15 protein-coding genes and 1 CRISPR repeat array are annotated in these 22,456 nt (G+C 64.4%); of the genes, 11 read left to right on the forward strand and 4 right to left on the reverse strand.

Going from position 1 to position 22,456, the window contains the following annotated elements; genetic code table 11:
* Positions 1 to 3 precede the first annotated feature (3 nt).
* From FE811_RS14855 to FE811_RS14880, 6 genes are all read left to right on the forward strand, one after another.
* Complete coding sequence (locus tag FE811_RS14855) at positions 4 to 621, forward strand: hypothetical protein (RefSeq protein WP_140847971.1); 618 nt, start codon at positions 4 to 6, stop codon at positions 619 to 621.
* 13 nt (positions 622 to 634) lie between these two features.
* Positions 635 to 1,213: a hypothetical protein gene (locus FE811_RS14860; protein WP_140847974.1), complete on the forward strand. Its 579-nt coding sequence runs from the start codon at positions 635 to 637 to the stop codon at positions 1,211 to 1,213.
* A 1,171-nt stretch (positions 1,214 to 2,384) separates the two neighbouring features.
* Complete coding sequence (gene cas9, locus FE811_RS14865) at positions 2,385 to 5,612, forward strand: type II CRISPR RNA-guided endonuclease Cas9 (RefSeq protein ID WP_140847977.1); 3,228 nt, start codon at positions 2,385 to 2,387, stop codon at positions 5,610 to 5,612.
* Positions 5,613 to 5,622: 10 nt separating this feature from the next.
* Positions 5,623 to 6,555 (forward strand): type II CRISPR-associated endonuclease Cas1, encoded by a 933-nt coding sequence (gene cas1, locus FE811_RS14870; RefSeq protein ID WP_116221941.1) that lies wholly within the window; start codon positions 5,623 to 5,625, stop codon positions 6,553 to 6,555.
* Positions 6,556 to 6,590: 35 nt separating this feature from the next.
* A complete protein-coding gene (gene cas2, locus FE811_RS14875) occupies positions 6,591 to 6,896 on the forward strand; it encodes a CRISPR-associated endonuclease Cas2 (protein WP_114537290.1) in 306 nt (101 codons plus the stop codon).
* A gap of 72 nt (positions 6,897 to 6,968) precedes the next feature.
* A CRISPR array of direct repeats spans positions 6,969 to 7,334; the repeat unit is 36 nt; unit sequence AGGTTAGCGCTTCAGAAACCGCAGGCCAACCGCAAC.
* Positions 7,335 to 7,577: 243 nt separating this feature from the next.
* Positions 7,578 to 8,126 (forward strand): tyrosine-type recombinase/integrase, encoded by a 549-nt coding sequence (locus FE811_RS14880; protein ID WP_036759304.1) that lies wholly within the window; start codon positions 7,578 to 7,580, stop codon positions 8,124 to 8,126.
* A 540-nt stretch (positions 8,127 to 8,666) separates the two neighbouring features.
* On the opposite strand, the gene FE811_RS14885 is transcribed toward FE811_RS14880, so the two are convergent.
* Both FE811_RS14885 and FE811_RS14890 read right to left on the reverse strand, forming a co-directional pair.
* Positions 8,667 to 8,846, reverse strand: a complete 180-nt coding sequence (locus FE811_RS14885) for a hypothetical protein (protein ID WP_116221942.1) — start codon at positions 8,844 to 8,846, stop codon at positions 8,667 to 8,669.
* Positions 8,847 to 9,039: 193 nt separating this feature from the next.
* Positions 9,040 to 9,768, reverse strand: coding sequence for a helix-turn-helix domain-containing protein (locus FE811_RS14890; protein WP_166435527.1), 729 nt, complete (start codon positions 9,766 to 9,768; stop codon positions 9,040 to 9,042).
* A gap of 226 nt (positions 9,769 to 9,994) precedes the next feature.
* Between FE811_RS14890 and FE811_RS14895 the strand changes: the two genes are divergently transcribed.
* The 5 genes from FE811_RS14895 (at position 9,995) to FE811_RS14915 (ending at position 15,805) form a co-directional block, all read left to right on the forward strand.
* Complete coding sequence (locus FE811_RS14895; RefSeq protein WP_114536302.1) at positions 9,995 to 10,237, forward strand: helix-turn-helix domain-containing protein; 243 nt, start codon at positions 9,995 to 9,997, stop codon at positions 10,235 to 10,237.
* Positions 10,238 to 10,439: 202 nt separating this feature from the next.
* The gene (locus FE811_RS14900) at positions 10,440 to 10,940 is read left to right on the forward strand and encodes a Tn7 transposase TnsA N-terminal domain-containing protein (protein ID WP_244295159.1); all 501 of its coding nucleotides are present in this window, start codon (positions 10,440 to 10,442) and stop codon (positions 10,938 to 10,940) included.
* Positions 10,937 to 13,072: a DDE-type integrase/transposase/recombinase gene (locus tag FE811_RS14905; protein ID WP_116221945.1), complete on the forward strand. Its 2,136-nt coding sequence runs from the start codon at positions 10,937 to 10,939 to the stop codon at positions 13,070 to 13,072. The genes FE811_RS14900 and FE811_RS14905 overlap by 4 nt, the downstream gene beginning before the upstream one ends.
* Positions 13,062 to 14,012 (forward strand): TniB family NTP-binding protein, encoded by a 951-nt coding sequence (locus FE811_RS14910; RefSeq protein ID WP_166435528.1) that lies wholly within the window; start codon positions 13,062 to 13,064, stop codon positions 14,010 to 14,012. The genes FE811_RS14905 and FE811_RS14910 overlap by 11 nt, the downstream gene beginning before the upstream one ends.
* The gene (locus FE811_RS14915; RefSeq protein ID WP_116221947.1) at positions 14,012 to 15,805 is read left to right on the forward strand and encodes a TniQ family protein; all 1,794 of its coding nucleotides are present in this window, start codon (positions 14,012 to 14,014) and stop codon (positions 15,803 to 15,805) included. The genes FE811_RS14910 and FE811_RS14915 overlap by 1 nt, the downstream gene beginning before the upstream one ends.
* Positions 15,806 to 16,494: 689 nt before the next feature.
* On the opposite strand, the gene FE811_RS14920 is transcribed toward FE811_RS14915, so the two are convergent.
* A complete protein-coding gene (locus tag FE811_RS14920; RefSeq protein WP_116221948.1) occupies positions 16,495 to 18,444 on the reverse strand; it encodes a caspase family protein in 1,950 nt (649 codons plus the stop codon).
* On the reverse strand, positions 18,413 to 22,456 hold a 4,044-nt coding region (locus tag FE811_RS28630; RefSeq protein ID WP_181180873.1), incomplete at its 5' end, for an MBG domain-containing protein. The genes FE811_RS28630 and FE811_RS14920, both read right to left, overlap by 32 nt.

Raw genomic sequence — 22,456 nt, forward strand, 5'->3', positions numbered from 1 at the left:
ACGATGTCGGAAGACCCCAAGGACAAGATCGTCCAGCTTTTCAAGGAAGGAACCAAGCCGAAGCGCAGGCGCCCACAGTCCAGGGCTGGAAATGCGGTCAGCGTCAACGGTAACGGAAACGTGGTCGCGGGCGGCGACGTTCACTATCATCTGCCCTCGCCGCCCGCTGCCCGTCCAAAAGTGCGGCCCGGCATCGAGCATATTACGGCAGAGCAGCGGGCAATCCTGCGGAAACTCGTGGAGGAGGTGGCCGAGACCGAGGCGCGACTGAAGAGAAGCCCCAGAGGGTTCAGCAGTGTCTATTCGGCACTTTTCAACCAGTTCGACGAGGTGAAAAAGCTGGAGCAGATCCCGCTTGATGGCTTCGAGCAGGCGCGCTCTTATCTCTACCAGCGTCGCGGCCAGTTGAACGGGATGCGGTCAGCACCGATCAAGAACGCCGACCAATGGCGTAAGACGCGCTACGCCTACATCAAGGTGAACTCCAAGGCGCCCGAGGATGCGGAGGCGCTGGACAGGTATATCCGCAAGAACTTCAATGCGGGTAGCCTGACAGAGCTTGCCAACGATGAACTGGAAAGAGCGTATCGCTACATCGCCGGGCGGCGCAACAAGCGGTGATGAGGAACAGATCGTGAAACTATTCGAAAAGCCGCAACCACCGCAGTCGAAGCTGCAAGAATTTCGCGACGGGATGATCGGCCTGCTCATCGTTGTTGGCCTGGTGGTCTGGGGATGGAACTGGCTGACCGGTGACGCCGAGCCAGTGACAGCCGCGCAAGTCGAACTATCCCCTGAAGAGGCTGCGGCGGCTACAGAAGCGGCAGCACGAAAGGCCGTGGCCGAAAAGGCCGAAGCCGAGCGTCTGGCCGCCGAGGCAGAGGCTGAAGCCAAGGCCGCCGCAGAAGCCACGAAAGTCGAAGCTGCGGCAAAGGCCAAAGAGAAGGCGCATGAAAAACGCTATGGCTTCCACTGCCTCAGTGGATGGGATGGCAGCCATCGCGGCCTGGTGACGCAGGTCAAGGAAAGGCTGCATGACCCTCACAGCTTTGAGCATGACAAGACGCAGACATGGCCCGTGCAGCCAGACGGCCGCAACCAGATCCTGATGACATACCGCGCCAAGAACGGCTTTGGTGCGCTCATGCTCGGCAAGGCAGTTGGCAGCTTTGACAACGAAACATGCGACGTCACCGTTGACCTCGTAGAGTAAGCCGCCCGGCAAAATTCATTTGCATGTTCATCGACGCCGCTGGCTCTTCGCCCGCGGCGTACTTCCTTGTATTTCAACGGTTTTTGCAAACATGCAAATGGCAGATCGAACTTGCGGGCCGATTTGCATGTTCGGAGCCTACTGCAGCACGGGCCCAACGCCCGCTCCGCCTCGCAATCTCCTGCAAATGCTGATATCTTTGGCCTCGACGGCCTCACACCGCCACGGGCCTTCACAACCCCGTTGAAGCCCTTTTGAAGCCTTAGTCCAGGACATATTCGCCCGTCCCTCGACTTCGGCCTCCAAGACCCCTCACAGCCTTATTTTGCTGGGCCTTCGCCGATCTTCGCAGATCTTCGGGCCTCTTCGCAGATCAGTCCAGATATTCGTGTCAAACAACAACGGCAGTGCAGCGTAGCATCTGCAGCAGGCCTAGGAAAGCAGCCGTTCCTGCTGACAGCATCGCCAACCGACGGTCTACCATCAGAGATGGAGATCATCGGAAAATCCCCGAACACCCATGCCGTCATGGGGATCGGTTTTCACATGCGGCTTGACGAGCCCCGGAGTAGAGATGATGGCTGGCCGTCCAGTAGCGACCATATATCGGGTCTGGCCAAACAGCGAATTTTGCTCGCGATTGGGGTAGAAATCAAAGGGGTAGCAGTGGACCGTCCGTGAGCACGCATAAGAAAAGGCAGGGCCGCAGCCCTGCCCTTATTTGGTGCAGTCAAGCTGCTTGTTAACAGCCAGCCTGCGGTTTCTGAACCTTGAACTTCCCATCAGGCGCGCCGGGAGTCAATCGCCATGTGGGCGGCTCATACGGAAACGGCTTCCGGAAGAGCGGTGATGGACATGGCGCGGACGCACATCGGCGAGCAAATCCCCATCGGACGGCGCGGGGCTGTCCGATGGAGAGGCTCAGAACCGCGGACCGACCGCAACGAGGCGCTACCGTATTCGCCACATCTGAAAAGGTGTGGGCCTAAATACGCGCCCTGCTGTGAAGGCAGGACGCTGCCGCCACATTGGCATTTGCCAAGTTCCAATTTTGCAAGTCTGTCCGGTTCCGGGGTTGGACCTGGCCGGGCAGAAAACCGTCTGCGGTAGATGTATCTCGCCATGCTCGACAGCGCATGCAAAGGTGGCGCCTGCGGGATGGGAGAATGTCATGACCACTACACTCGGCATTGATCTTGGCACGTCGTCGTTGGGCTGGTGTCTCATCGAAGACGAACACCGCATCCTCGATCTCGGCGTGATCATCTTCAGCGCCGCCGCCGGTGCCGGGCGCGACCCGCAATCGGGCGCACCCCTCGCCGAAGCGCGGCGCGAGGCCCGTTCGGCGCGGCGGCGGCGGGACAGGTTCATCGGTCGCCGCTCGGCTCTTCTGGACAAGCTGATCGCGCTCGGCCTGCTGCCCGGAGACCCGCCCGCGGGCCATGGGCGGCGGCGCAACCAGGCGCTGCCGAATGCCGAGACGAAGGCGCTGGCCGACACCGATCCCCATGTCCTGCGCCGCCGGGCTTTGTCGGAGCCACTTTCGCCGCACGAGATCGGCCGGGCGATCTTCCACCTCAACACCCGGCGCGGCTTCAAGTCGAACCGTAAGGCCGACCGGGGCCGAAACGAGCCCGAAACCGGCAAGATCGCCACCGCCGGCCAGGCGCTGGACGCGGCCTTGGGCAAGCGCACCCTCGGCCAATTTCTGGCCGACCGGATCGACGCCGGGCAACCGGCGCGGGTGCGGATGGGTGGCGAGAACCAGGCCTATGATTTCTATCCCCAGCGCAGCCATCTCGAGGCGGAGTTCGCGGCGATCTGGGAGGCGCAGGAACACCACCACCCCGAGTTGCTGACCGACACGGCCCGGACCGCGATCCATCGCATCCTGTTCTTTCAGCGCCCGCTGAAAACGCCCGAGGTGGGTTTTTGCACCTTCGCCGGCATGAGCGGTGTGCCTCACGACGAGCGCCGGCTGCCAAAGGCGCATCCGCTGTTCCAGGAACGGCGGCTCTACGAGGAGGTGAACAACCTCAAGGTAGTCGCCGCCGGAGCCGCTGCGCGCGACCTGACGCTGGATGAACGGGACCGGCTGATCCTCAAGTTGCGCGACAACAAGAAAGTCACCTTCGCCACTTTGGCCAAGAAGGTGCTGAAACTGGCCGAGGGCGAGCGGTTCAACAAGGAAAGCGAAGCCCGCAAGGACCTGGCGGGCGACGAGGTCCGGGCCGAGATGGCGGACAAGAAGCGCTTCGGCAATCGCTGGACGCATTTCCCGCTGGAGCGGCAGTTGCAGATCATCGACCGTGTGCAGAACGAGGAAAATCCCGATATCCTGCTGGCCTGGCTGCAATCCGACTGCGGGCTGGACAAGGCGGCGGCGGTCGCGGTGGCCAGGACGAACCTGCCCGAGGGGCACGGCCGCTTCGGCGAGACCGCGACCCGGCGGCTGATCGCGGCTCTAAAGGCCGAGGTCGTTACCTATGACAAGGCCGCGCTGGCGGCAGGGTTCCACCATAGCGATCACCGGACGGGCGAGGTTTACGACCTCCTGCCCTATTACGGCGAGGTCCTGACCCGTGAGATCGCGCCCGGCAAGGCGGAGTACGGCGATCCGCTCGAACGCCAATATGGCAAGGTCACCAATCCCACCGTCCATATTGGCCTGCGCCAGTTGCAAAAGCTGGTGAATGCGGTGATCGCCCGGCATGGCAGGCCCGACCGGATCGTCATCGAACTCGCCCGCGAACTGAAGCTCAATGACAAGCAGAAGGACGAGCATCAGCGACGGATCAGGCGGGATACCGAGGCGGCGATCCGCAGGGGCGAGAAGCTTGTTGAGGCGGGTATTGCCGATACCGGCGCCAACCGCGCCCTGATGCGGCAATGGGAGGAGCTGAACCCGTCGAACCCCCTCGACCGTCGCTGCCCCTACTGCGGCGAGCCGATTGGCATGGCGCAGATTTTCAATAGCCTAGCGGATATCGACCATATCATCCCCTATTCCAGGTCGCTCGACGACAGCCCGGCGAACAAAGTTTTGGTCCATCGCAACTGCAACCGCCAGAAGGGCAACAAGACGCCCTGGGATCGGTGGCACGAGGACGAGGCGAAATGGGAAATCATCTCGGCCCAGGTTGCGCGGATGCACCCTTCGAAACAATGGCGCTTTGGCCCCGACGCGATGGAGCGGCTGGAACGCGACGGCGGCTTCGCCGCCCGCCAACTGACTGATACCCAATATCTGGCGCGGATCGCGGACAAATACCTGCGCGGCCTTTATCCGACTGCTGATGAGGGCCGGGTCGATGTCATCCCCGGGCGCATGACCGCGATGCTGCGCCGGGTCTGGGGCCTGAACAGCCTGCTGCCCGACCATAACTTCGTCGAGAACGAACATTCCAGCGCACCGAAGAACCGGCTGGATCACCGCCACCATGCGATTGACGCCACGGTCGCGGCGGTGACATCTCTGTCCCGGATGCAGCAGATCGCAGCCGCAGCGGCCCGGTCGGAGGAAAAGGAATTGGAGCGCCTGTTCGACGATCTGCCGCATCCTTGGGACGGCTTCCGCGAGGACCTGGGCGCGTGCCTTGCCCGCACAGTCGCCACGCACAAGCCCGATCATGGACGCAGCGCGAAACCCTCGCGCCACCGCGATGTGACGGCGGGCAAGCTGCACAACGACACCGCCTATGGCCTGACCGGCCTGAAGACCACCGATGGCAAGACCCCTATCGTCGTGCACCGCGTTCTCCTGGCCTCGCTGAAGCCCACGCAGATCGCCGACCCCGACTGTATTCCCGACGAAACCCTCCGCAACGCCCTGTGGCTCGCCACCCGGGACTGTTCCGGCAAGGCCTTCGATCAGGCCCTAGCGCGCTTCGCCAAGGAGCATCCGGTGTTCAAGGGCATCCGCCGGGTGAGGATACGCGAGCCGCTGAACGTCATCCCGATCCACGACAGGGAAGGAAAACCTTACAAAAGCTATGCCGGGGCGTCCAACGACCGATACAATGTCTGGCGGATGCCCGACGCTTCCTGGCGGCATGATGTTGTGTCCACCTTCAACGCGCACCAGAGCGATTATCGCGACCTTCGCCCGCACCCAGCGGCGAAAAAGGTTTTATCGCTACGCCAGAACGATATGATCGCGGTGGAGCGTAATGGTGGGCTTCGGGAGATTATGCGGGTCGTTAAGTTCAACCAAGCCGGGCGGCTGACTCTTTGTCCGCCGAACGAGGGCGGCAAGCTTCAGAACCGGGACGCGGCACCGAACGACGCCGATCCGTTCAAATACACTTATCTTTCTCCCAGCTCCCTAAAAAACGCCAAGGCCCGTCAGGTCCGCATCGATCCACTCGGTCGCGTCTTCGATCCCGGCCCACGCGAATAGCGGGCGAGGGATGGACCGGATCGTCGATATAGCCACCGACGGCCTGCATCTCTCGCTCCACCGCGGTTTCCTCATGGTCGAAAAGGACCGGGCCGAGGTCGGCCGCGTGGCGCTCGACGATATCCACGCCCTGATCGTCCATGCCCATGGCGTCACTTGGACCGGCAATATCGTCGCGGCCTTGGCCGAGCGGGGGGCGCCCATCGTCTTTTGCAACGCCTCGCACGCCCCCGTCGCCGTAACCCTGCCGCTGGACGGCCATCACGCCCAGAACGCCCGGATGCAGGCACAGATCGGGGCCTCAACCCCGCTGATGAAACAGCTCTGGCGCCGTATCGTCTCGGCCAAGATACTGATGCAGGGAGCGCTGCTCGCAGCGCGCGGAGCCCCTGGGGCCGAGGCCTTTCCTTTCATGGCCCGTCGTGTGACTTCGGGCGACAAGGAGAACCTCGAGGCGCAGGCCGCGCGGCGCTATTGGCCGCTGCTGATGGGCCCCGATTTCCGCCGCAACCGCGACGCCGGCGATGTTAACGCGCTGCTGAACTACGGTTATGCCGTGATGCGGGCCAGTTGCGCCCGCGCCATCGTCGCGGCGGGCCTGCATCCGACGCTGGGCATCCAGCATTCCAACCGCGGCAATGCCTTTGCGCTGGCCGACGACCTGATCGAGCCGTTCCGGCCGCTGGTGGATGCATTGGCCAAGTCGATGATGCGCGAGGGCATCACCCGCCTCGATCCCGCACAAAAGCGGCGTTTCGCCCGCCTGATCGCCTTCGATCTGGGCATTGCCGGCGAGACCTCGCCCGTCTCCATCGCCGCTGTTCGGATGGCGCAATCGCTTGGCAAGGCCTTCGAGACCGGCCGCCCCGATCTCCTGCTGTTCGACCCGCCCGGCGCGCTCGACTGGGCCGCGCTCGGCCGCGGCGAGGGGGACGGCGCGTGAAGAAGGACCCGTCATATCTGAGCGGATACAGGCTGATGTGGATTTTCGTGATGTTCGACCTGCCGGTGGGCAGCAAGAAGGAGATGCGGGACGCCACGAAGTTCCGAGAGTTTCTGCTGGATCAGGGTTTCGAGATGAGCCAGTTCTCGATCTACGCCCGGTTCTGCAACGGCAAGGACAGCTATGAGTCGCATCTGAAGCGGATCGAGGGTAACCTGCCGGAGAAAGGCGAGATCCATGTGCTCACGTTCACCGACAAGCAGTATGAGGGAATCGTCCGATTCTCCAGCCAGCGCCGCCGCAAGCCCCGCGAAAACCCGGATCAGTTGGCGCTGTTCTAGTTATGTCCAGGATTTGGCATCGCCTGGATGTGCCGACTCCTTGTTTTTAATCAACAAGTTGCCAACACATCCAGGTTAGCGCTTCAGAAACCGCAGGCCAACCGCAACAGGCGGTCGCCTACATCCGGACGCGCGTCAAGGTTAGCGCTTCAGAAACCGCAGGCCAACCGCAACTTGGGACGCCCGGCCTTTTTGCCGTCAAAGAGGTTAGCGCTTCAGAAACCGCAGGCCAACCGCAACGGCCTCGATGCGGGCGGCGTTGGATTTCGCAGGTTAGCGCTTCAGAAACCGCAGGCCAACCGCAACTGGCCGGTCGATCCGACCACCTCGCGCTCGAGGTTAGCGCTTCAGAAACCGCAGGCCAACCGCAACAGATACCGACTGCGTTCCAGCGATGAAGCAAGGTTAGCGCTTCAGAAACCGCAGGCCAACCGCAACTGATACCCGCTTTCAGTTTGCGAATGACGAATGTCCGCTTTGGCGAATACTGTTTTGCAGCACAACGGTACCACGACCGGCTAGTATTGGGCCGGAAGCGACGTCGTAACCCACAGCAAACTCTTTACAGAATGCCCGTTTTGTAAAGAGTGGATAGAGTCAGGACCAGAAATCGCAGGGCAAAATCAGATGACCCGATAGCGCACCGACCAGCATTTTGTTAAGAGTGACGGCAGCGCGCCGGTGGATGCGCATCGGCGCCGCCGAGATTACCTGACCCCCGATGAGGTCAAGCGCCTACTGGCTGCGGCCAGGTCCGGCCGGCACGGCGCGCGCGATCATCTCATGCTGTTGCTGATGTACCGGCACGGGCTGCGGGTCAGCGAGCTGATCGCCCTGCGGCGGACGGATCTCGATCTGGCCTCGGGCCGGCTCTGGGTGCAGCGGCTGAAGCATGGGCTGTCCACCAGCCAGCCGCTGGCGGGGGATGAGATTCGGGCATTGCGGCGCTATCTGGCTGGTCGTGGTGATCCGCTGCCCTGGCTGTTTCTGTCGGAGCGTGGCGGGCCACTGACCCGGCAGGCGGTGAACTATCTCCTGACCTGCATCGCGGCGCGAGCCGGGCTCGGCGCGGTGCACCCACATATATTGCGCCATTCCTGCGGTCACGCCCTGGCCCATGCCGGGCGCGACCTGCGGCTGATCCAGGACTATCTCGGCCATCGCGATCCGCGCCATACCGCACGCTATACCCGCACGGCGGCGGTGCGGTTTCAGAATATCTGGCGCTGACCGGCCGGGAACCCGAGCAGGTCAGCGCGCTGTCGCGGGCCGGCAGGGCGGAACGGTGATATCAAGGGCTCGTTGGCCTTGCGTCAAGGATACACCACGTCTTCTGCGCGGCAGTTCCTGAATGTCGCAGAGTATGGTATCGTTACCTCATGGAAAGCGACCGCGTCCAAGGAACCGACAGCGACTCTCCGCCCGCCAAGGCGGATCTTGCGGAACGTGTGCGCAAGATCCAGGAGCAGGCTGCACGGATGGGTTTTCAATCGGGGTCTACGGACACTGTCGAGGCGAATAAGGCCTTCATGGACGACATGTGGGGCGAGGACTGATAGCTCGGTGCCGGTGCAGCCTGTCGGCAGGCTGATTGCGGTCAGCCGGGTGGATTGGCTGTTACAGCAAATGCAGGGGCCGCCACTACCGGATCATCGGCCATGGACGCTGTTCGTTTCCCCAAATGCTGCACGTCGCCCGCACAGGACGACCCGCTGTCGCGCCGCTTGCCGAGGTCGAGACTCGCACAGGCGGCATCACATAACCGACGCTTCAGTCCGCCTTTAAAGGAGGCACCTCTTTGCCCCTTTTGGCGCGATGCCCCCGCTCCATCAATGCCAGAATATGGGCAATGCCGTCGAGCCTCAGAGCAAGTTTCTTGTGCATGTCTTGCATCTCCCGGCGCATGTCCAGAAGCAGGCGAGCGGTCTCATTTTCCGTGGTTTCAGCCATCGTCAGCACCGTTTGGCTCGTGAGGTGGTTCGGCTGAGTCGGTACGGAGCCCCCATAGGCCCCTATTCCTGGAGGATTCGCCGTGCCGTCGACCAATGAAACCAACCGGTGGTTGGTCGACCGATCGCTCGGGGCGCGTGGACCTGTAATTCAGGCCTGTTCTCGCTGACGCCGATAGAAGTCGGTTCATCGATCAGCAACTGGGCAAAGACTGGCGTGCCGTTTCCGCTCCGGACCCGAAGATGGATGCAGGTTTCCGCCTTTTCTCGGTCCAAGCGTCATGCCGTAAAAGAGCAGCACGCGCCATGGCCCAAGCAACCCCGGCCGCTATGGCTGCCTTGTTGACCGAATATGTCTCCTCATAGGTTTTGACGATGAGCGCTTCATCGGATCGCCGATTGCCGTTGCGCGGGTTGACGATCCGGCCCGTTTTCCGGATCCATCTGGCGACAGTGTCTCGACCGATGCCATGGCGACGACTCAGCTCCTTGACGGAAATGCCGCGATCCCAGTCTCGCGCCACCTCTTCCCAGATGTTGATACCGGCATCTCGCAGCGCCTGGTGGGTTTGCGCGTGCCCCATCGAATAGGTGTTCGCGAGGCCGCCGAACGATTTTACCAGGCCGAAGGTGTCGATGATGGCCTCGCGGGGCGGCGGCGTCGGCGGGTAGAGCAGTCGCGAGAGAGACGATGACCGGGAGCATCTCTTTGAAGCAGGCTTTGGAAAGTCCTGCCGAGGCGAGGCATTAGCCGACAGGGTTGCGGCTACAGATGATCGGGGCGTCCGCCTTCGCGCGCGAATAGCCTCTGATTCAGCGTCGAAAATTTTCCTTTCGAGACGATCGACGATACTCTGGGCGTTCTGCACAGCCGCCCTGGCTGCCACAAGTGCCGCAGTCTCCTCGTCGGTCAATCCGAACATGCAGTTCTCCTCGACACGCCGCCAAAGAGCTCCAGATATGGCGGGCTGATCAGAGCGTACCATAAAATAGTGCATGCTTTACGAACTCTTCTCAGTTTGGCTGCCATTATTACCGGTCAATTGAAGCAAAAATGAGAAGTGGTCATCAATCTTGTTGCGCCAATCGTGGTTTTTCGAATCTCTGATTCGCAGAGTAACTCTGCAGACCAAGGACTTATATCAGCCCATGAAGGTCGATCTTGAAAACCATGAGCTCCTCAAGTTCCGGCTCCGGTTGGCGGGATCATCCATGGCAAAGATCGCCCGGTCGCTCGGCATCTCGCAAAGCAGCGTGACCGTGGTGAGCCAAGGCTACCGTCGGTCGCACCGCGTGCAGCGCGAGATCGCGGACCAGCTTGGGACCACGCCGCAGCAGTTCTTTCCCGATCGTTACGAGGCAGAGGAGGGTATGAAAACCGGACACAGCTGACAACGGGATATGAAAAGGGGCCCCTGCTGACACAGGCGCCCCTTTTGGTTGTCGTTTGGTCGCGACACCTCATTCATCCCCCGAGTCGAACAAAAAGTCAACCTGCCGGTCGCGGTGACCAGCAGGGCTGTTCAACACATCCAAAAGGGGGAGATCGCCCCGTCATCGCCGATGACGCGGTGGCGGGCGCACTCCAAACATCATGAACCAGAACCTGATCTATCGCGGGCCAGAACCGAGCCACGCGACCCGCACCATATCGCGCCGATCCCGGGCCAGTCTTCGCGGCGCGATGGTTGTCAAGTTGCCTGGCTTTAGCAGTCCCCGCATTCTCCAGTTCGAAAGCGCGCTGGAATATGCCTTCCTGTGCCTGACCCTGGTGCGTGACGATATCCAGCACATCTGGGACCAGCCGCCAGCCGTGCATTATGCTGGCTGTGATGGCCGGACGGCCAAGCATATCTTCGATTTTCTCGTGACGAAAACGGACGGAGAACGCATCGCCGTGGCGGTGAAGCCGATGCAGCGCGTCATCGCGCGCAACTTTCTGTCCGAGCTGGAGAGGGTGGCCGCAGCGACACCGAAGCAATTTGCCGACCGGGTGATACTGATTACCGATCGGCATCTTGATCGTGCCGCCGCTGCGGCGGCGGCACGCCAGCTAGCCCGGACCCGTCCGGCGTTGACAGAGGTGGCGGCATGACGATCCGGTTCCGTTTCTCCAAATCCGATCTGATCACCACGGCGGGCGTTGCGATGCGCCCGCTGAAGATCGACGACAAGGGTGGGCTGTTCGAGCGTCTAGGCCAACCCGGGATCACCGAACGGCATTCGCATGAAGAGCTGGCCGCCCTCCTGCGCCGGCCGGACACGACCTATGTCGCAGGCTATTTCGATCGCACGGCGCAAGAAATCCGCGGCCGTAAATCCGTTGATGTCGTTAACGAACTGCGCGAGGCCGTGCGTCGGTTGGTGATCTGGCGCAAGGCCTTCTGCGACGCGTTCCTGTACCTGGAATCGCTCGGCTTCATCAACCGCACCCATAAAGGATATGTGAAAGGGCGCGAGAGGCTGGCAGCCGAAATCCAGCGGCGCGTCGGGGAGGGGCCGGCCAGCGGCAGGGCCGTTCGACCAGGCGCCGACATCATCACCCGCCAGCTTCCGGGCAGCCGCACCGCTTTCGAATGGGTGCGGAGCTATGAGCGGGCCGGATATTCAGCGGTGGCGCTGATCCCGGAAACCCATCGCTGTGGCAATCGCAGACCTCGTTGGTGTCATCGTGCTGAGGCCTTGATGAACCAGGTCATCGAAATCTATGCCGACGCGCAACGCCCCAGCAGAACACAGGCCGTTGCCGAAACGCTGGAGCTTTTTTGCCGCGAAAACCGACGGCGGGCTGAGGCTGGCTTGTCCGAACTGGTTGTGCCGTCGCGCCAAACCATCAATCGCCGTCTTGCCCAGGCCGATCCATACTATGTGCATGCCAAGCGATTCGGCACCGCGGCGGCAAATGCCCACTTCACGCTCTACGAGAACGGCCCTGACGTCTGGCAGCCACTGGAACGCGTCGAAATGGACGAGAACCGTCTCGATGTCGTTTCGCTTCTGATTTTGACCGGCATCTGGGATCATCTTCCGCCCGACAGACAGGAGCGGTTCGAGGCTGGGCGCCGGTGGCTATACGTCGCCATCGATTGCGCGACCCGGTGTATTCTCTCCATGCGTCTGGCCGAGACGCCAAACTCGGGTGATGCGATCAAGGCGCTGCGGGATATTTTCGTCGACAAGACGCCGATCGCGCAGGCAGCAGGATGCGAAAGCACCTGGCACCATCATGGTGGTATCGGGACATTGGTGACGGACCAGGGCGGCGCCTTCGTTTCCGACGAATTTCAGGGCACTGTGTCTTCGCTCGGCATCACCGCGCATCTTCCGCCTGCTGGCCTGCCTTGGCTGCGCGGTCATATCGAAACCTTCTTCCGAACCTATGGGCACCAGCTCATGCCCCTGCTGGTCGGCCGGACCTTCTTCGATACCGTCGAGCGCGGCGATTATCCGTCGGAGCAGCTGGCCTGTCTCTGCGACGATGATCTGATCACGGTCCTGCTGACCTATGTCGTCGACATCTATCACAATCAGCCCCACGGATCGCTGGGTGGAGAGACGCCCAATCAGGCGTGGTCGCGCCTGGTCGCCGAACACGGCACGCCCCCGGTTCCCGATGGTCTGGCCTTGCGCAAGGCTTTCGGCAGGCCATTGCAGCGCGCTTTACGCGGCGACGGCGTCCTGTTTGCGGGCCTGACCTACAGCTGCGGGGCATTGCGCGAAGCATTTCTGCACGCGCCGGAACGAAATGTCGAAATCCGCGCCGATCTGCGGGATATGGGTTGGATCGCCGTCAAGGTGGGCGCGACCTGGCATCCTGCCATGGCCAATCAGAGCGGCTTCGACGGTGTCAGCTATGACGAACTTCAGGAAGCCACCCGGACGCTCCGCATCAAACACCGGCGAGACGCTGAACTGGATGCGCCCACGGTCCGCCGGGCGATCCAACGGATTTCAGAAATCAATCGCCGTGCTTTCGCCCTGCGTGAGCTGACACCATTCCATGTCACCGATCTGGACGTGGAGCGCAATCGATCCGCGCTGCATTTCCCCTTACGCTCCGATGCCGAGCGCCTCGGGCATGCCCGACCGTCTTCCGACCCTCTCTCTGACGGCATCCAGATCGTGCCGTGTGCAGGTGGACCATCCGAGAACCCCACTGACCACCATGACCAATCACCGCCCGCGCGTGAACGCCGGAACCGCTGGAGATTCGACGATGAGCAATGACATTATCCACAAAACCGCCGAGAAAGTGGCCGCGCTGCGGGACCATTTCATCCACCACGAGCGATTCGAGCTGCTGGAGGCACGCTTCGCCATGCTGGTTGCCAAGCGCCTGTCCGATCTGGACGCAGGCCGGTCAAGCGAAGCCCACGGGCTCGCCTTGTCGGGCCCGTCGGGGACCGGGAAAAGCGCGGCGATGCACCACCTGCTTGCCGGTGTTGGCCAGCAGCTGTCAACGACCCGCCATTGGGATGCGCCGATCATCAGCCTTCGCGTGCCATCGCCGGCGACGTTGAAATTCGTCGGCTACACCTTGCTGCGCGCTTTGGGCTATCAGATCAGCTCAGAACGGCAGGCCTGGTACATCTGGGATTTGGTCCGGCATCACCTGAAAGAGCGACAGGTGCTGTTCGTTCATCTGGACGAGGCGCAGGATCTTGCCTCGCGCGGCACGAAGCACGAGTTGAATGCCGTGGCCTCGATGCTGAAAACCCTGATGACCGATCCCGACTGGCCAGTCGGGATCATCCTGTCTGGGACGCCGGAGTTGGAGGACATCCTGAACCACGATCCACAACTGGCGCGGCGGATGCAGACGGTGCATTTCAACAGCCTGTCTCCCGTCGCGCATGGCAATGACGTGCTGGATCTCGTGGAGAACTACAGCAAGCGCGCGGGACTGCCGCCAGCCCCCGGCATTGTCGAACTGGCACATGGCGAACGGCTGATCCACGCGGCAGCCAATCAGTTCGGTCTGGTCATCGAATTGACGCTGGCGGCCATCGAACAGGCGTTTCTCAACGGGGCCCGCCAACTGGCATCGCGGGATTTTGCCTGCGCCTATCACCTGCGGACCGCCTGCGACGACTCGTTCAATCCCTTCATTATACCCGATTTTTACCGGGTCGATGCGCGGCAGGTCTTCTCACGGGAGAAACGCTGATGTTCACGGCGACAAAACCACTACCACTGACGGTCCCCACGATTGTGGGGGAATCCGCGACATCCTTCGCCTCCCGCCTGGCTCGACGGAACGGGGTGCCCCGGATGATCGCCTTCTGCTCGGATGTGGGGATCGACTACTTCGCGCTTGTGAACGGCGATCCGGTCGAAATCCAGAGGTTGGCAGTTCTGGGCGATATCGACCCTGTCCCTCTGCAAGCGGCAACACCTTCTCTGATTGAGCCGGGTTGGTTTCGGCTTGGGAACGAACGCATTAAATTCACCGCATTCGCGCGGACCACGCTCAGGATCTGTCCGATGTGCGCTCAGAATCCAGATGACAGGACGGGGATCGTCCATCATGGGATATGGCAACTCGCAGCAATCCGAAGTTGTGAACGGCATGGCTGTCATCTCGTCGCAGTCCCACGGCCTGCGAATGCAAACGACTGCTTCGACCATATCCCCATGGTTGACCATTTTCAGCCCGCAGGCATCGTGATGGTGAAACCCAACCATCTGGAACTCGAAAACTACCTGATCAATCGAATCCAAAACGGCCCCGGAGGGACATGGTTGGATCAGTCCCCCCTCCATGTCGCCGCGCAGGCCTGCGAGATGCTGGGATTGTTGTTGACTATCGGTCCGAAAGCAAAGCGCTCCGAGACCAGGGATCCGCAGTGGGCAGTGGCCGGGAGCGCGGGTCTCCAGGTGTTGCAGGAAGGCCCCAACAGTCTGCGGAAAAAGCTCAGAGCAATACGTGATGCCCATCCCATTGAGGAAAAGTTACACCGGTATCACTACGGCGTGTTCTTTGAATGGCTACGTTATCGCGATGATGACAAAGATTTCGATATTTTCCGAAATATCGTCCGGGATTTCATATTCAAGAACTTCCCGATAGCGACCGGAGCAATTGTATTTGGAAAGCCCTGTCCCGAACAGCAGCTCCATTCTTTCCAGACAGCTGAGAAGGCTTTCGGGATCCCGCACATTCGACTTGGCCGGAAGCTGGCTGAGATGGGGATCGCAAGGCCCGAGTCCGGCGGTAGGTTCTACAAACTGAATAAGTACATCCCCACAGCGGTTCTTAATGGTGTCTGCTCAGAGTTGGCTGCTCTGGTTGGCACCAAGGAAGCCGCTAAAAGCATTGGAATAAATTATACATTGTTTGAAAGGCTGGCCGATCAGGGTCTAATCAAACGCTACTACGAGAGCGATCAGGGAAGCTCATACTACAGTAAGAGAGATGTTGAGGATTTTATCGATAGTCTTAGACAGCTCCTGCGCCACCCTGGTTCCGAAATTGAAACGGTAGACATTTCAACCGCCGCCCGTCTTCGAGGGATAATGACAGCGCATGTAACTGATCATATCCTGACGCACCGAATTACCCTTTATGCCGCTAGCACTCATCCCGTGAGCTTTCGGGAGTTTCGATTGCAACTGAATGATTTGGGTCGACTGAAGGGGCGCCGCCGCGAAAAGATTGTCTCTTCGGCCGAGGTGGCAAGAGCACTGAAGGTTAGTCGGCCGACTGTTTATCGCCTACGTGAAGAAGGTCACCTTCAGGTTGCAACCGAACGCAAAGGTGAATGGGTTCGTCGTGGGCATTACTCAACGCGCGCGTCATTTGAAAAATTCAGAAGCGAAATTATTTCGCTGGAGGAACTGGCGGAGACGTCTGGTCGATCATTGGTTGCGGAGCGCTCTCACCAGATAGGCCATGGGGCATTGCCAATTTCTCTTGGTGGCAAATGCAGCGATATTTTTCGTCGGAATGATGTAGTCTAAACATATGCGCCTGAAGAGAGCTGACTGTGCTCGGCTCTCTTTTTTACCTGGTCAGAGGCAATGTTTTCAGATGATAAAGGCAGACTTTGAGTGTGAATTGATTAATCAGGGTTTGACTTGCTTCGATTATTTTCGGTCGTCGAGGTAGAGGTTCCTGATCCTTGCCAATTCTTTTGTCGTTTCAGGAAGTCCGGCCTTTTGTTTGATAAGGCACACTTCCGGCGCGCACCCCCTCCCTTCAACGATGCCATCCTGTAGCGCAGGCGGCGAGTCCTCCTGCGCAAATAGGGTGGCAAGGTCTCGCGACGGCACACGAGTTGCATGACCGGGCTTCGGTCGCGGCATGGTTAAGGTTCAGGTCAAGGATGTCCTCGACACCATGGTCGGTCCGGCCGAAGTGGGTGTGGCCATGCCCTGCGTTACCGATGAGATGGGCTTCGCACGGCCGGGCGCCGACCGGGATCTTGATGGGCTGCGGCCAGAAGGTCGAGGGAGGCGGCACCCGGCGATTTCGTCAGCCACTCGCAAGGCCCCCGCGCGCGTTCCTGCAACAGGTCCTCCCCTGAACTGCCGCTGGGGGCCGGCTGTGCGGCAGGCAGCGATCCCAGGGGTTGCGCAGGCAGCAGATGCCCGGCAAGGCCCGGCAAGACCCGGCCGGTTCCGACGCATTGCCGGCGTGGCGGCCGCGCTCAGCCCGACAGTGCCGCCGCGTCGAAGCCGCCGTTGCGCCACAGTTCCAGCGCCTGGCTCAGCGCCGGGCCGGGCATGCCGTCCGCCGGGCCCTGAAACAGTCCCGCCCGCGCCAGGCGGCGTTGCAGCGCGCTCAGCGTCTCGGGGTTCCAGTTCCCGCCCTGCTCGGCCAGCTCGCGCAGCAGGCCGCCATCGTCGGACGCGACGCCCAGCAGCAGCTGCACCGCCGCGCGCGAGGGGTCGCGGGGGATGCCGCGCCCCTCGTCCAGCAGCACGGCCGCGGCGCGGTGGCCGCGCGGCTCGCCCTCGCGCGCGGCGCGCTCGAACAGCGTCCGGGCGTCGCCGGGATCGCCGAAGCGGCCCTCTTGCGCCAGCACGCCCAGGTTGAAGGTGGCGATCGGCGACCCGGCCTGCGAGGCCTGCTGCATCAGCGCGATGCCGCGCTGCTGGTCCTGGGCGCGGGGGTTGTCCAGAAGCGTCACCGCCAGGTTGATCGCCGCATCGGCGCTGCCGGCGGCGGCCGCCCTTTCGTAAAGCGCCAGCGCGCCGGCCGGGTCAGGGGCCACGCCGTCCCCGGTTTCCTTCAGCAGCGCCAGGCTGACCATGGCCCGCAGGTCGCCGCGCCCGGCCGCGGTTTCGTAAAGCGCCACCGCCTGGGCGCGCAGGCCGGCCGCCGCCGTCGCCCGTGCCAGCAGCGCGACGTATTTCGCCTGGCGGGGGTGAAGCCGGCTCGCCTCGTCGCAGGCATGCATCGCCTCGACGGCGTTCTGCGCCAGCAGCTCGTAGGAGACGCCGGGCGTGGTCTCGGTCCCGTCGCGCGGATGGGTCGCCAGCAATTCGCAGCGCCGGGCGGGGCCGGGGTCGGCCTGCGCCGAAAGCTCGGCCAGCAGCCGCCGGGCCTCGCCGATATGCGGCCCGTCGGGATAGCTGCGGGCATAGCTTTCCAGCAGCGGCTTCAGCCGGCTGCGCCGCGCCAGATCCCACAGCTGCTCGCCCGCCGCGCCCTCGGCCTCGGGCCCCATGCTGCGCCGCGCCTGGCCCGTGCGTGAGGGATCCTGCGCCAGCAGCGCCAGCACCTCGCCGACATGGCTGCCGTTGGGATAGCGCTGCAGGTAAAGCCGCAGCAGCGCCGGATCGGCGGCGCGGACCGAGACCTGGTAGAACAGCGTCTCGGGCGAGGCGGTGGGCGGGCCGTCGGCAAAGCGGAACCGCCGGGTCAGCGCCGAGGCGTCCCAGGGGATCTGCTGCCCGCCGGTCCGCGCCATCACGTCCTTGCGTACCGCGATCATCATCTCGCCGATGTCCTGGGCGGGGGTGTGGATATGGCTCAGCAGCGCCTCGGTGAAGGTGCCGTTGCGGCCGGCGCCGTCAAAGGCCACCGCGCCGGGCTGGGTGGCATAGGCGATCAGGAAATCCGCGGGGCTGCCGATCCGGGCCAGGCCGCGGCCGGCGCCGGCAAGCCGCAGCGGATTGTCGCCGCAGGCGTCCAGCAGCACGATCTTGACCCCCGGCGCCCCGGCCATCGCCCCCAGCACCTCGTCCAGCGCCACGGTGCGCTCGGTGGCCTGGTCCAGCCGCTCCAGCCGGAAATCCCGCGGCAGCAGATAGTTCCGGTCGGCGACCTGAAAGGCATGGCCGGCATAGTAGAACAGCGCCACCTCGGCGGTCTGCGCCGCCGCGCCGAACTGGCCGATCAGCGCCCGCATCTGCGCCTGGTCGCTGTCCACGCCCAGGATCACCTGGAAGCCCAGGTCGCGCAGCGCCGCGGTCATGTCCTCGGCATCGTTGGCGGGATTGTCCAGCGCCGGCACGCCGCCATAGGCGGCATTGCCGATCACCAGCGCCACCTTGGGCGCCGCCGCGGCCTCGGCGGCCAGGAACAGTGCCGCGACCAGCGCGGCGAGGATGAGGGCGGGCCTAAAGCCCGACCGCGCGCACCAGGACGGCATCGGCTTTCTCGACCGTGGCAAGGATCAGCCCCTCCTGCCGGGCATGGGCGCGGGCCAGTTCGGGGTCTTCGACCCGCAGCAGCGCGATCTGCTTGACGATCTCGGCCCGCGCGCCGGCGATGGCCTGGCTGGCCTCGCGCAGGGCGTCGCCGCGGATGGCGCGGCGCTCGGTATCGCTGCCGGCCGTGGCCAGCCGGTCCATCGCCCGGCTGCGCGCCGCGCCGATCTCGGCGCTGGCCTGGCGCAGGATGGCCGAGACCGTCTGCATCGAGGGCGGCAGTTCCGCCGAAAGCTGGTCCAGCGCGCTGGAATAGCGGTCCAGCGCCCGCGACAGGCAGGCCAGCATGTCCTCGGCCTGGCCCTCGTGCTGGCTGCAGGCGTCGATCATCTGCGACACCTCGTCCGACAGGGCGGCAAGCCGGGCCAGCCCGTCCTCCTGCACGCCGCCGCTGTCTGTGATCAAGGGCGGATCGGTCGGCAGCGTGACCGGAAGGGGCAGGGGGCCGTCCGTCGGGTTCGGCAGCCCGGTCTCCGGCAGGGTGTTCTGCGCGATCGGCAACCCCCTGGCCGTGCCGGGGCTGAGGATCTGCAAGGTGCCGGGGGCATAGGTGATGGCATAGTTCGCCTCGGCCCCCGCCAGCATCCGCGCGTCCGCGGCGGTGATGCCGTAGGCGCCCGGCGGGCTGGCCGCGGCGGCATCGCTGGCCAGCAGGACGTCGGTGATCGCGTCGCCCTGGGCCAGGGTGCCCGCGATCAGCGCCCAGTCCAGCACCGGCGCGGTGCCGAAGCGTGCCGCGGCGTCGCGGGCGCCGATGGTGATGGCGCGCCGCAAGACCTCCAGCGCGCCCTCGGCATAGGTGATGATGTAATTGCCGGTCGCATCGCCGCCCGCGCCCTCGATCCGGGCGCCGCCGGCGCCGATGACATAGGGCGAGCCGGCGACCCAGGCCCCGGCCGCCGCGCCTTCGCTGGCCAGGTCCAGCGCGGCCAGCCGGTCGTCATAGCGCAGGCCCGTCGCGGTGGCGTCCCCGACCAGCAGCCGGCGCTCTTCGCCATAGGTCTTGCTCAGGTCGTTGGCCGAGACGGTCAGCAGCGCGCGGTTGATGGTCAGGCTCGCCGCCGAGGCGATGATGCGATAGCCGGTCCCGTCGGCCGAGGTGACGCTGCCCGCCGTCTGGATGGGATAGGTTCCGGCATTGCGCACGCCCGCCGGCAGGCCGAAGATCCCCGCGACCAGGGGCTGGTCGCCGAACAGGTAGCGGCCCAGCCCATGCACCGTGCCGTCGGGCGTGGGCAGGGCGTCGCCATAGGTCGCCGACAGCGGCGCGGGTTCGGCCCAAAGCACCGGGTCGATGCTGTAGAGCTGCGGATAGGCGCCATTGCCGCCCGGCGCCCAGGTGGTGGTGAAGCTCCAGCCCGTCGCGCGGGCCATGAAGCCCGCCGTGTCCTGCAACTGCGCCGTGGTCAGCCCGCTGCCGCCGGCGGATTGCTGCTGCCCGCTGGCCTGGCGGTCCCAGAACGAGGCGGCGGTGCTGCCGGTGCCCTCGCCCTCGTCATTGGCCCCGACCAGCCCGCCGGTGCGCAGCAGGCCCGCCGCGGCCGTGGAACTGATCCGGCCCGCCGCATGGGTCCGCGCGATGCTGCCGGCGTTCGAGCCGACCAGCCCGCCGATGGTCGCGGGCAGGTTGCCGGAATAGGTCACGGGGGCCAGCGCATAGGCGTCGGCGATGCTTCCGTCGTTCCACCCCGCCAGCCCGCCCAGGGCCGAGCGCGGGCCGTCCAGCGCCTCGGTGCCGTCCAGCGCGACCTCCAGGCTGCCCGAGGCGCGGGCGCGGGCGATGGTGCCCGGGTTCCAGCCGACCAGCCCGCCCGCCGCCGTCACCGCATTGCCCCTGACGCTGACGGCATTGTCGGCAAAGGCATCGGCGATCTCGCCCTCGTTCGCGCCGGCCAGGCCGCCGATCTCGGCGATGCTGTCGCCCTCGGGCAGGCCGGACAGGACAAGGCCCAGCCCGCCCAGGGCATAGGCGGCGCCGATGGTGCCCTCGTTCACGCCGACCAGCCCGCCGGCCCGGACATAGCCCGCGGTGTCGAGGTCCATGGCAACGTCGCTCCAGGCGTCCGAGATGGCGCCGCTGCTGGTGCCGGCCAGGCCGCCCAGGGCCAGCAGGCGGATGGTCTCGACATCGTCCTGCGACAGGGTGATGCCGCCGCTGGCCGAGACCCCGGACAGGTCCGCCGCGTTCTCGCCCACCAGCCCGCCGATGATCCAGTTGCCGTTGCCGGTCTGGGAGATCTGCGCGGCGGCGGTGGAATCGGCGATGCTGTCGCCCTCCTGGGTCAGCCCGACCAGCCCGCCGATCCGCGAGGCGGGGGCGAAGCCTTCGCTGTTGTCCTCGGACCCGTCGAAGCCGGAATCGATGCTGCCGGCATAGCGGCTGCCGGTGATCGTCATCCCGCCCAGCGATTGCCCGACAAGGCCGCCGGCCAGGACCACGTCGCCCCAGCCGTCCGCCTCGCCCGCAAGCGCCAGGGCGACGCGGGATTCCGCATCGGCGATGCGGCCGTCGCCGAACAGCCCGGCCAGGCCGCCAAAGCTGGCGCTGCTGACCGAATCCTCGCCCATCTCGGCCGCGATCCGGCCAGTGACCAGCACGTTCTCGATCACGTTGGGCGCGCTGCCCGCCTGCGTCTCGCCGACCAGCCCGCCGGCGACGGGGGCGAAGCTTTGCCGCGCCTCCAGCGCGATGTCCAGCAGGCGCAGGTTCTGGATCGTGGCGCCGGCGATGATGCCGAAAAGCCCGCCCGGCCCCGAGGAGACCACCTGCGCCAGCCCGCTGATCGCATGGCGCCCGCCCGCCGCCGTGGCACCATCGAGGCTGCCCGAGAAGGGGGTGCCGCGGCCGCCGATGGGCCGGAACCCTTCGCCCAGGTTCCAGCCGGCCGTGCCCGATGCGGCGATGTCGGCCCCCAGCGCGTAATGCGCCCCGGCATAGCCGGTCGAGCCGATGCCCTGAAGCCCATAGGCATCGGTGACGACATAGCGGCTGGCGGCGGTCCCGGTGCCGCCCGTCGCCCGCAGGAAGCCCGCCGTGTCGGAAAGCGCGAAGTCGCGCGCCGCAAAGCCCGGCAGCGTGGCCGCGACCTGCCGCCATTGCGAGGCGCCGTTCAGGCGGAAGCTGTCCACCGAGACGCCCGCCGCCGCCGTGACCAGCGGCGCTTGCAGGTTCAGCACCCCGGCCGGCCCCTGCACCGGCGCGTTCAGCGCGATGCCTTCGCCCGCCGCCAGGTTCAGCGCCGTCGCGCCGCTCCAACTCAGCGCGCCCAGGGAGGTAAGGTCGGCGCCGGCGGTCAGCGACAGCTGGCCCGGCCCGCTCCAGCTCATCGCCGCATTGACCAGCAGGTCGTTGTCGGCGCGCAGGTCCAGATGGCTGGCCGCGCCGGCGGCAAAGGTCAGGGTCATCGGCGTATCGACGACCAGGTCGCCGGCATCGTCGCCCTCGCCCGCGGTCGAGAGGATATAGTGGCCGGGGTCCAGCAACATGCCATAGATGTCCGTCACCAGCACATGCGTCGGATCGTCGGGGTCAAAGGTCTCCTCGTCGACGATGCGCAGGTTCTGCGGGTCGAACAGCACCGTCCCCGGCCGGCCGCGGGGGGCCGAGACCCGCACGTCGGAGCTGCGGATCGCCAGGGCGCCATGGCTGGAGATCTCGGCAAAGCCGCCGTCGCCGCCCATGTCGCCGCCGCGCGCCGACACGCCGCCGGCCAAGCGGGTATGCTCGTCGGACCAGACGATGATCCGCCCGCCATCGGCACGGCCGATCCCGTCGGCCAGCAGCCGCGTGCCGGCGTCCAGCGTGGTGCGGCGCGCCCGTGGCAGGCCGGCCCCGCCGCGATAATCGCCGCCGACGCGGATCAGCCCGCCGCCGCCGGTGCCGCTGGCATCCAGCACCGCGCCCTCCAGCGCGATCTCGGCGCCGGTGACGGTGATGCTGCCGCCGCGCTCGGG

This window comes from Paracoccus sp. FO-3 (assembly GCF_006386455.1).
GTDB classification, from domain to species: domain Bacteria; phylum Pseudomonadota; class Alphaproteobacteria; order Rhodobacterales; family Rhodobacteraceae; genus Paracoccus; species Paracoccus versutus.

Excerpts from the sequence above, each read along its gene's own strand:
- FE811_RS14920 (WP_116221948.1), bottom strand. The coding sequence starts at position 18,444 with ATGCCGTCCTGGTGCGCGCGGTCGGGCTTTAGGCCCGCCCTCATCCTC.
- FE811_RS14905 (WP_116221945.1), top strand. The coding sequence starts at position 10,937 with ATGACGATCCGGTTCCGTTTCTCCAAATCCGATCTGATCACCACGGCG.
- FE811_RS14885 (WP_116221942.1), bottom strand. The coding sequence starts at position 8,846 with ATGGCTGAAACCACGGAAAATGAGACCGCTCGCCTGCTTCTGGACATG.
- FE811_RS14910 (WP_166435528.1), top strand. The coding sequence starts at position 13,062 with ATGAGCAATGACATTATCCACAAAACCGCCGAGAAAGTGGCCGCGCTG.
- FE811_RS14890 (WP_166435527.1), bottom strand. The coding sequence starts at position 9,768 with ATGTTCGGATTGACCGACGAGGAGACTGCGGCACTTGTGGCAGCCAGG.
- FE811_RS14900 (WP_244295159.1), top strand. The coding sequence starts at position 10,440 with ATGAACCAGAACCTGATCTATCGCGGGCCAGAACCGAGCCACGCGACC.
- FE811_RS14855 (WP_140847971.1), top strand. The coding sequence starts at position 4 with ATGTCGGAAGACCCCAAGGACAAGATCGTCCAGCTTTTCAAGGAAGGA.
- cas1 (WP_116221941.1), top strand. The coding sequence starts at position 5,623 with ATGGACCGGATCGTCGATATAGCCACCGACGGCCTGCATCTCTCGCTC.
- FE811_RS14915 (WP_116221947.1), top strand. The coding sequence starts at position 14,012 with ATGTTCACGGCGACAAAACCACTACCACTGACGGTCCCCACGATTGTG.
- cas2 (WP_114537290.1), top strand. The coding sequence starts at position 6,591 with ATGTGGATTTTCGTGATGTTCGACCTGCCGGTGGGCAGCAAGAAGGAG.
- cas9 (WP_140847977.1), top strand. The coding sequence starts at position 2,385 with ATGACCACTACACTCGGCATTGATCTTGGCACGTCGTCGTTGGGCTGG.
- FE811_RS14895 (WP_114536302.1), top strand. The coding sequence starts at position 9,995 with ATGAAGGTCGATCTTGAAAACCATGAGCTCCTCAAGTTCCGGCTCCGG.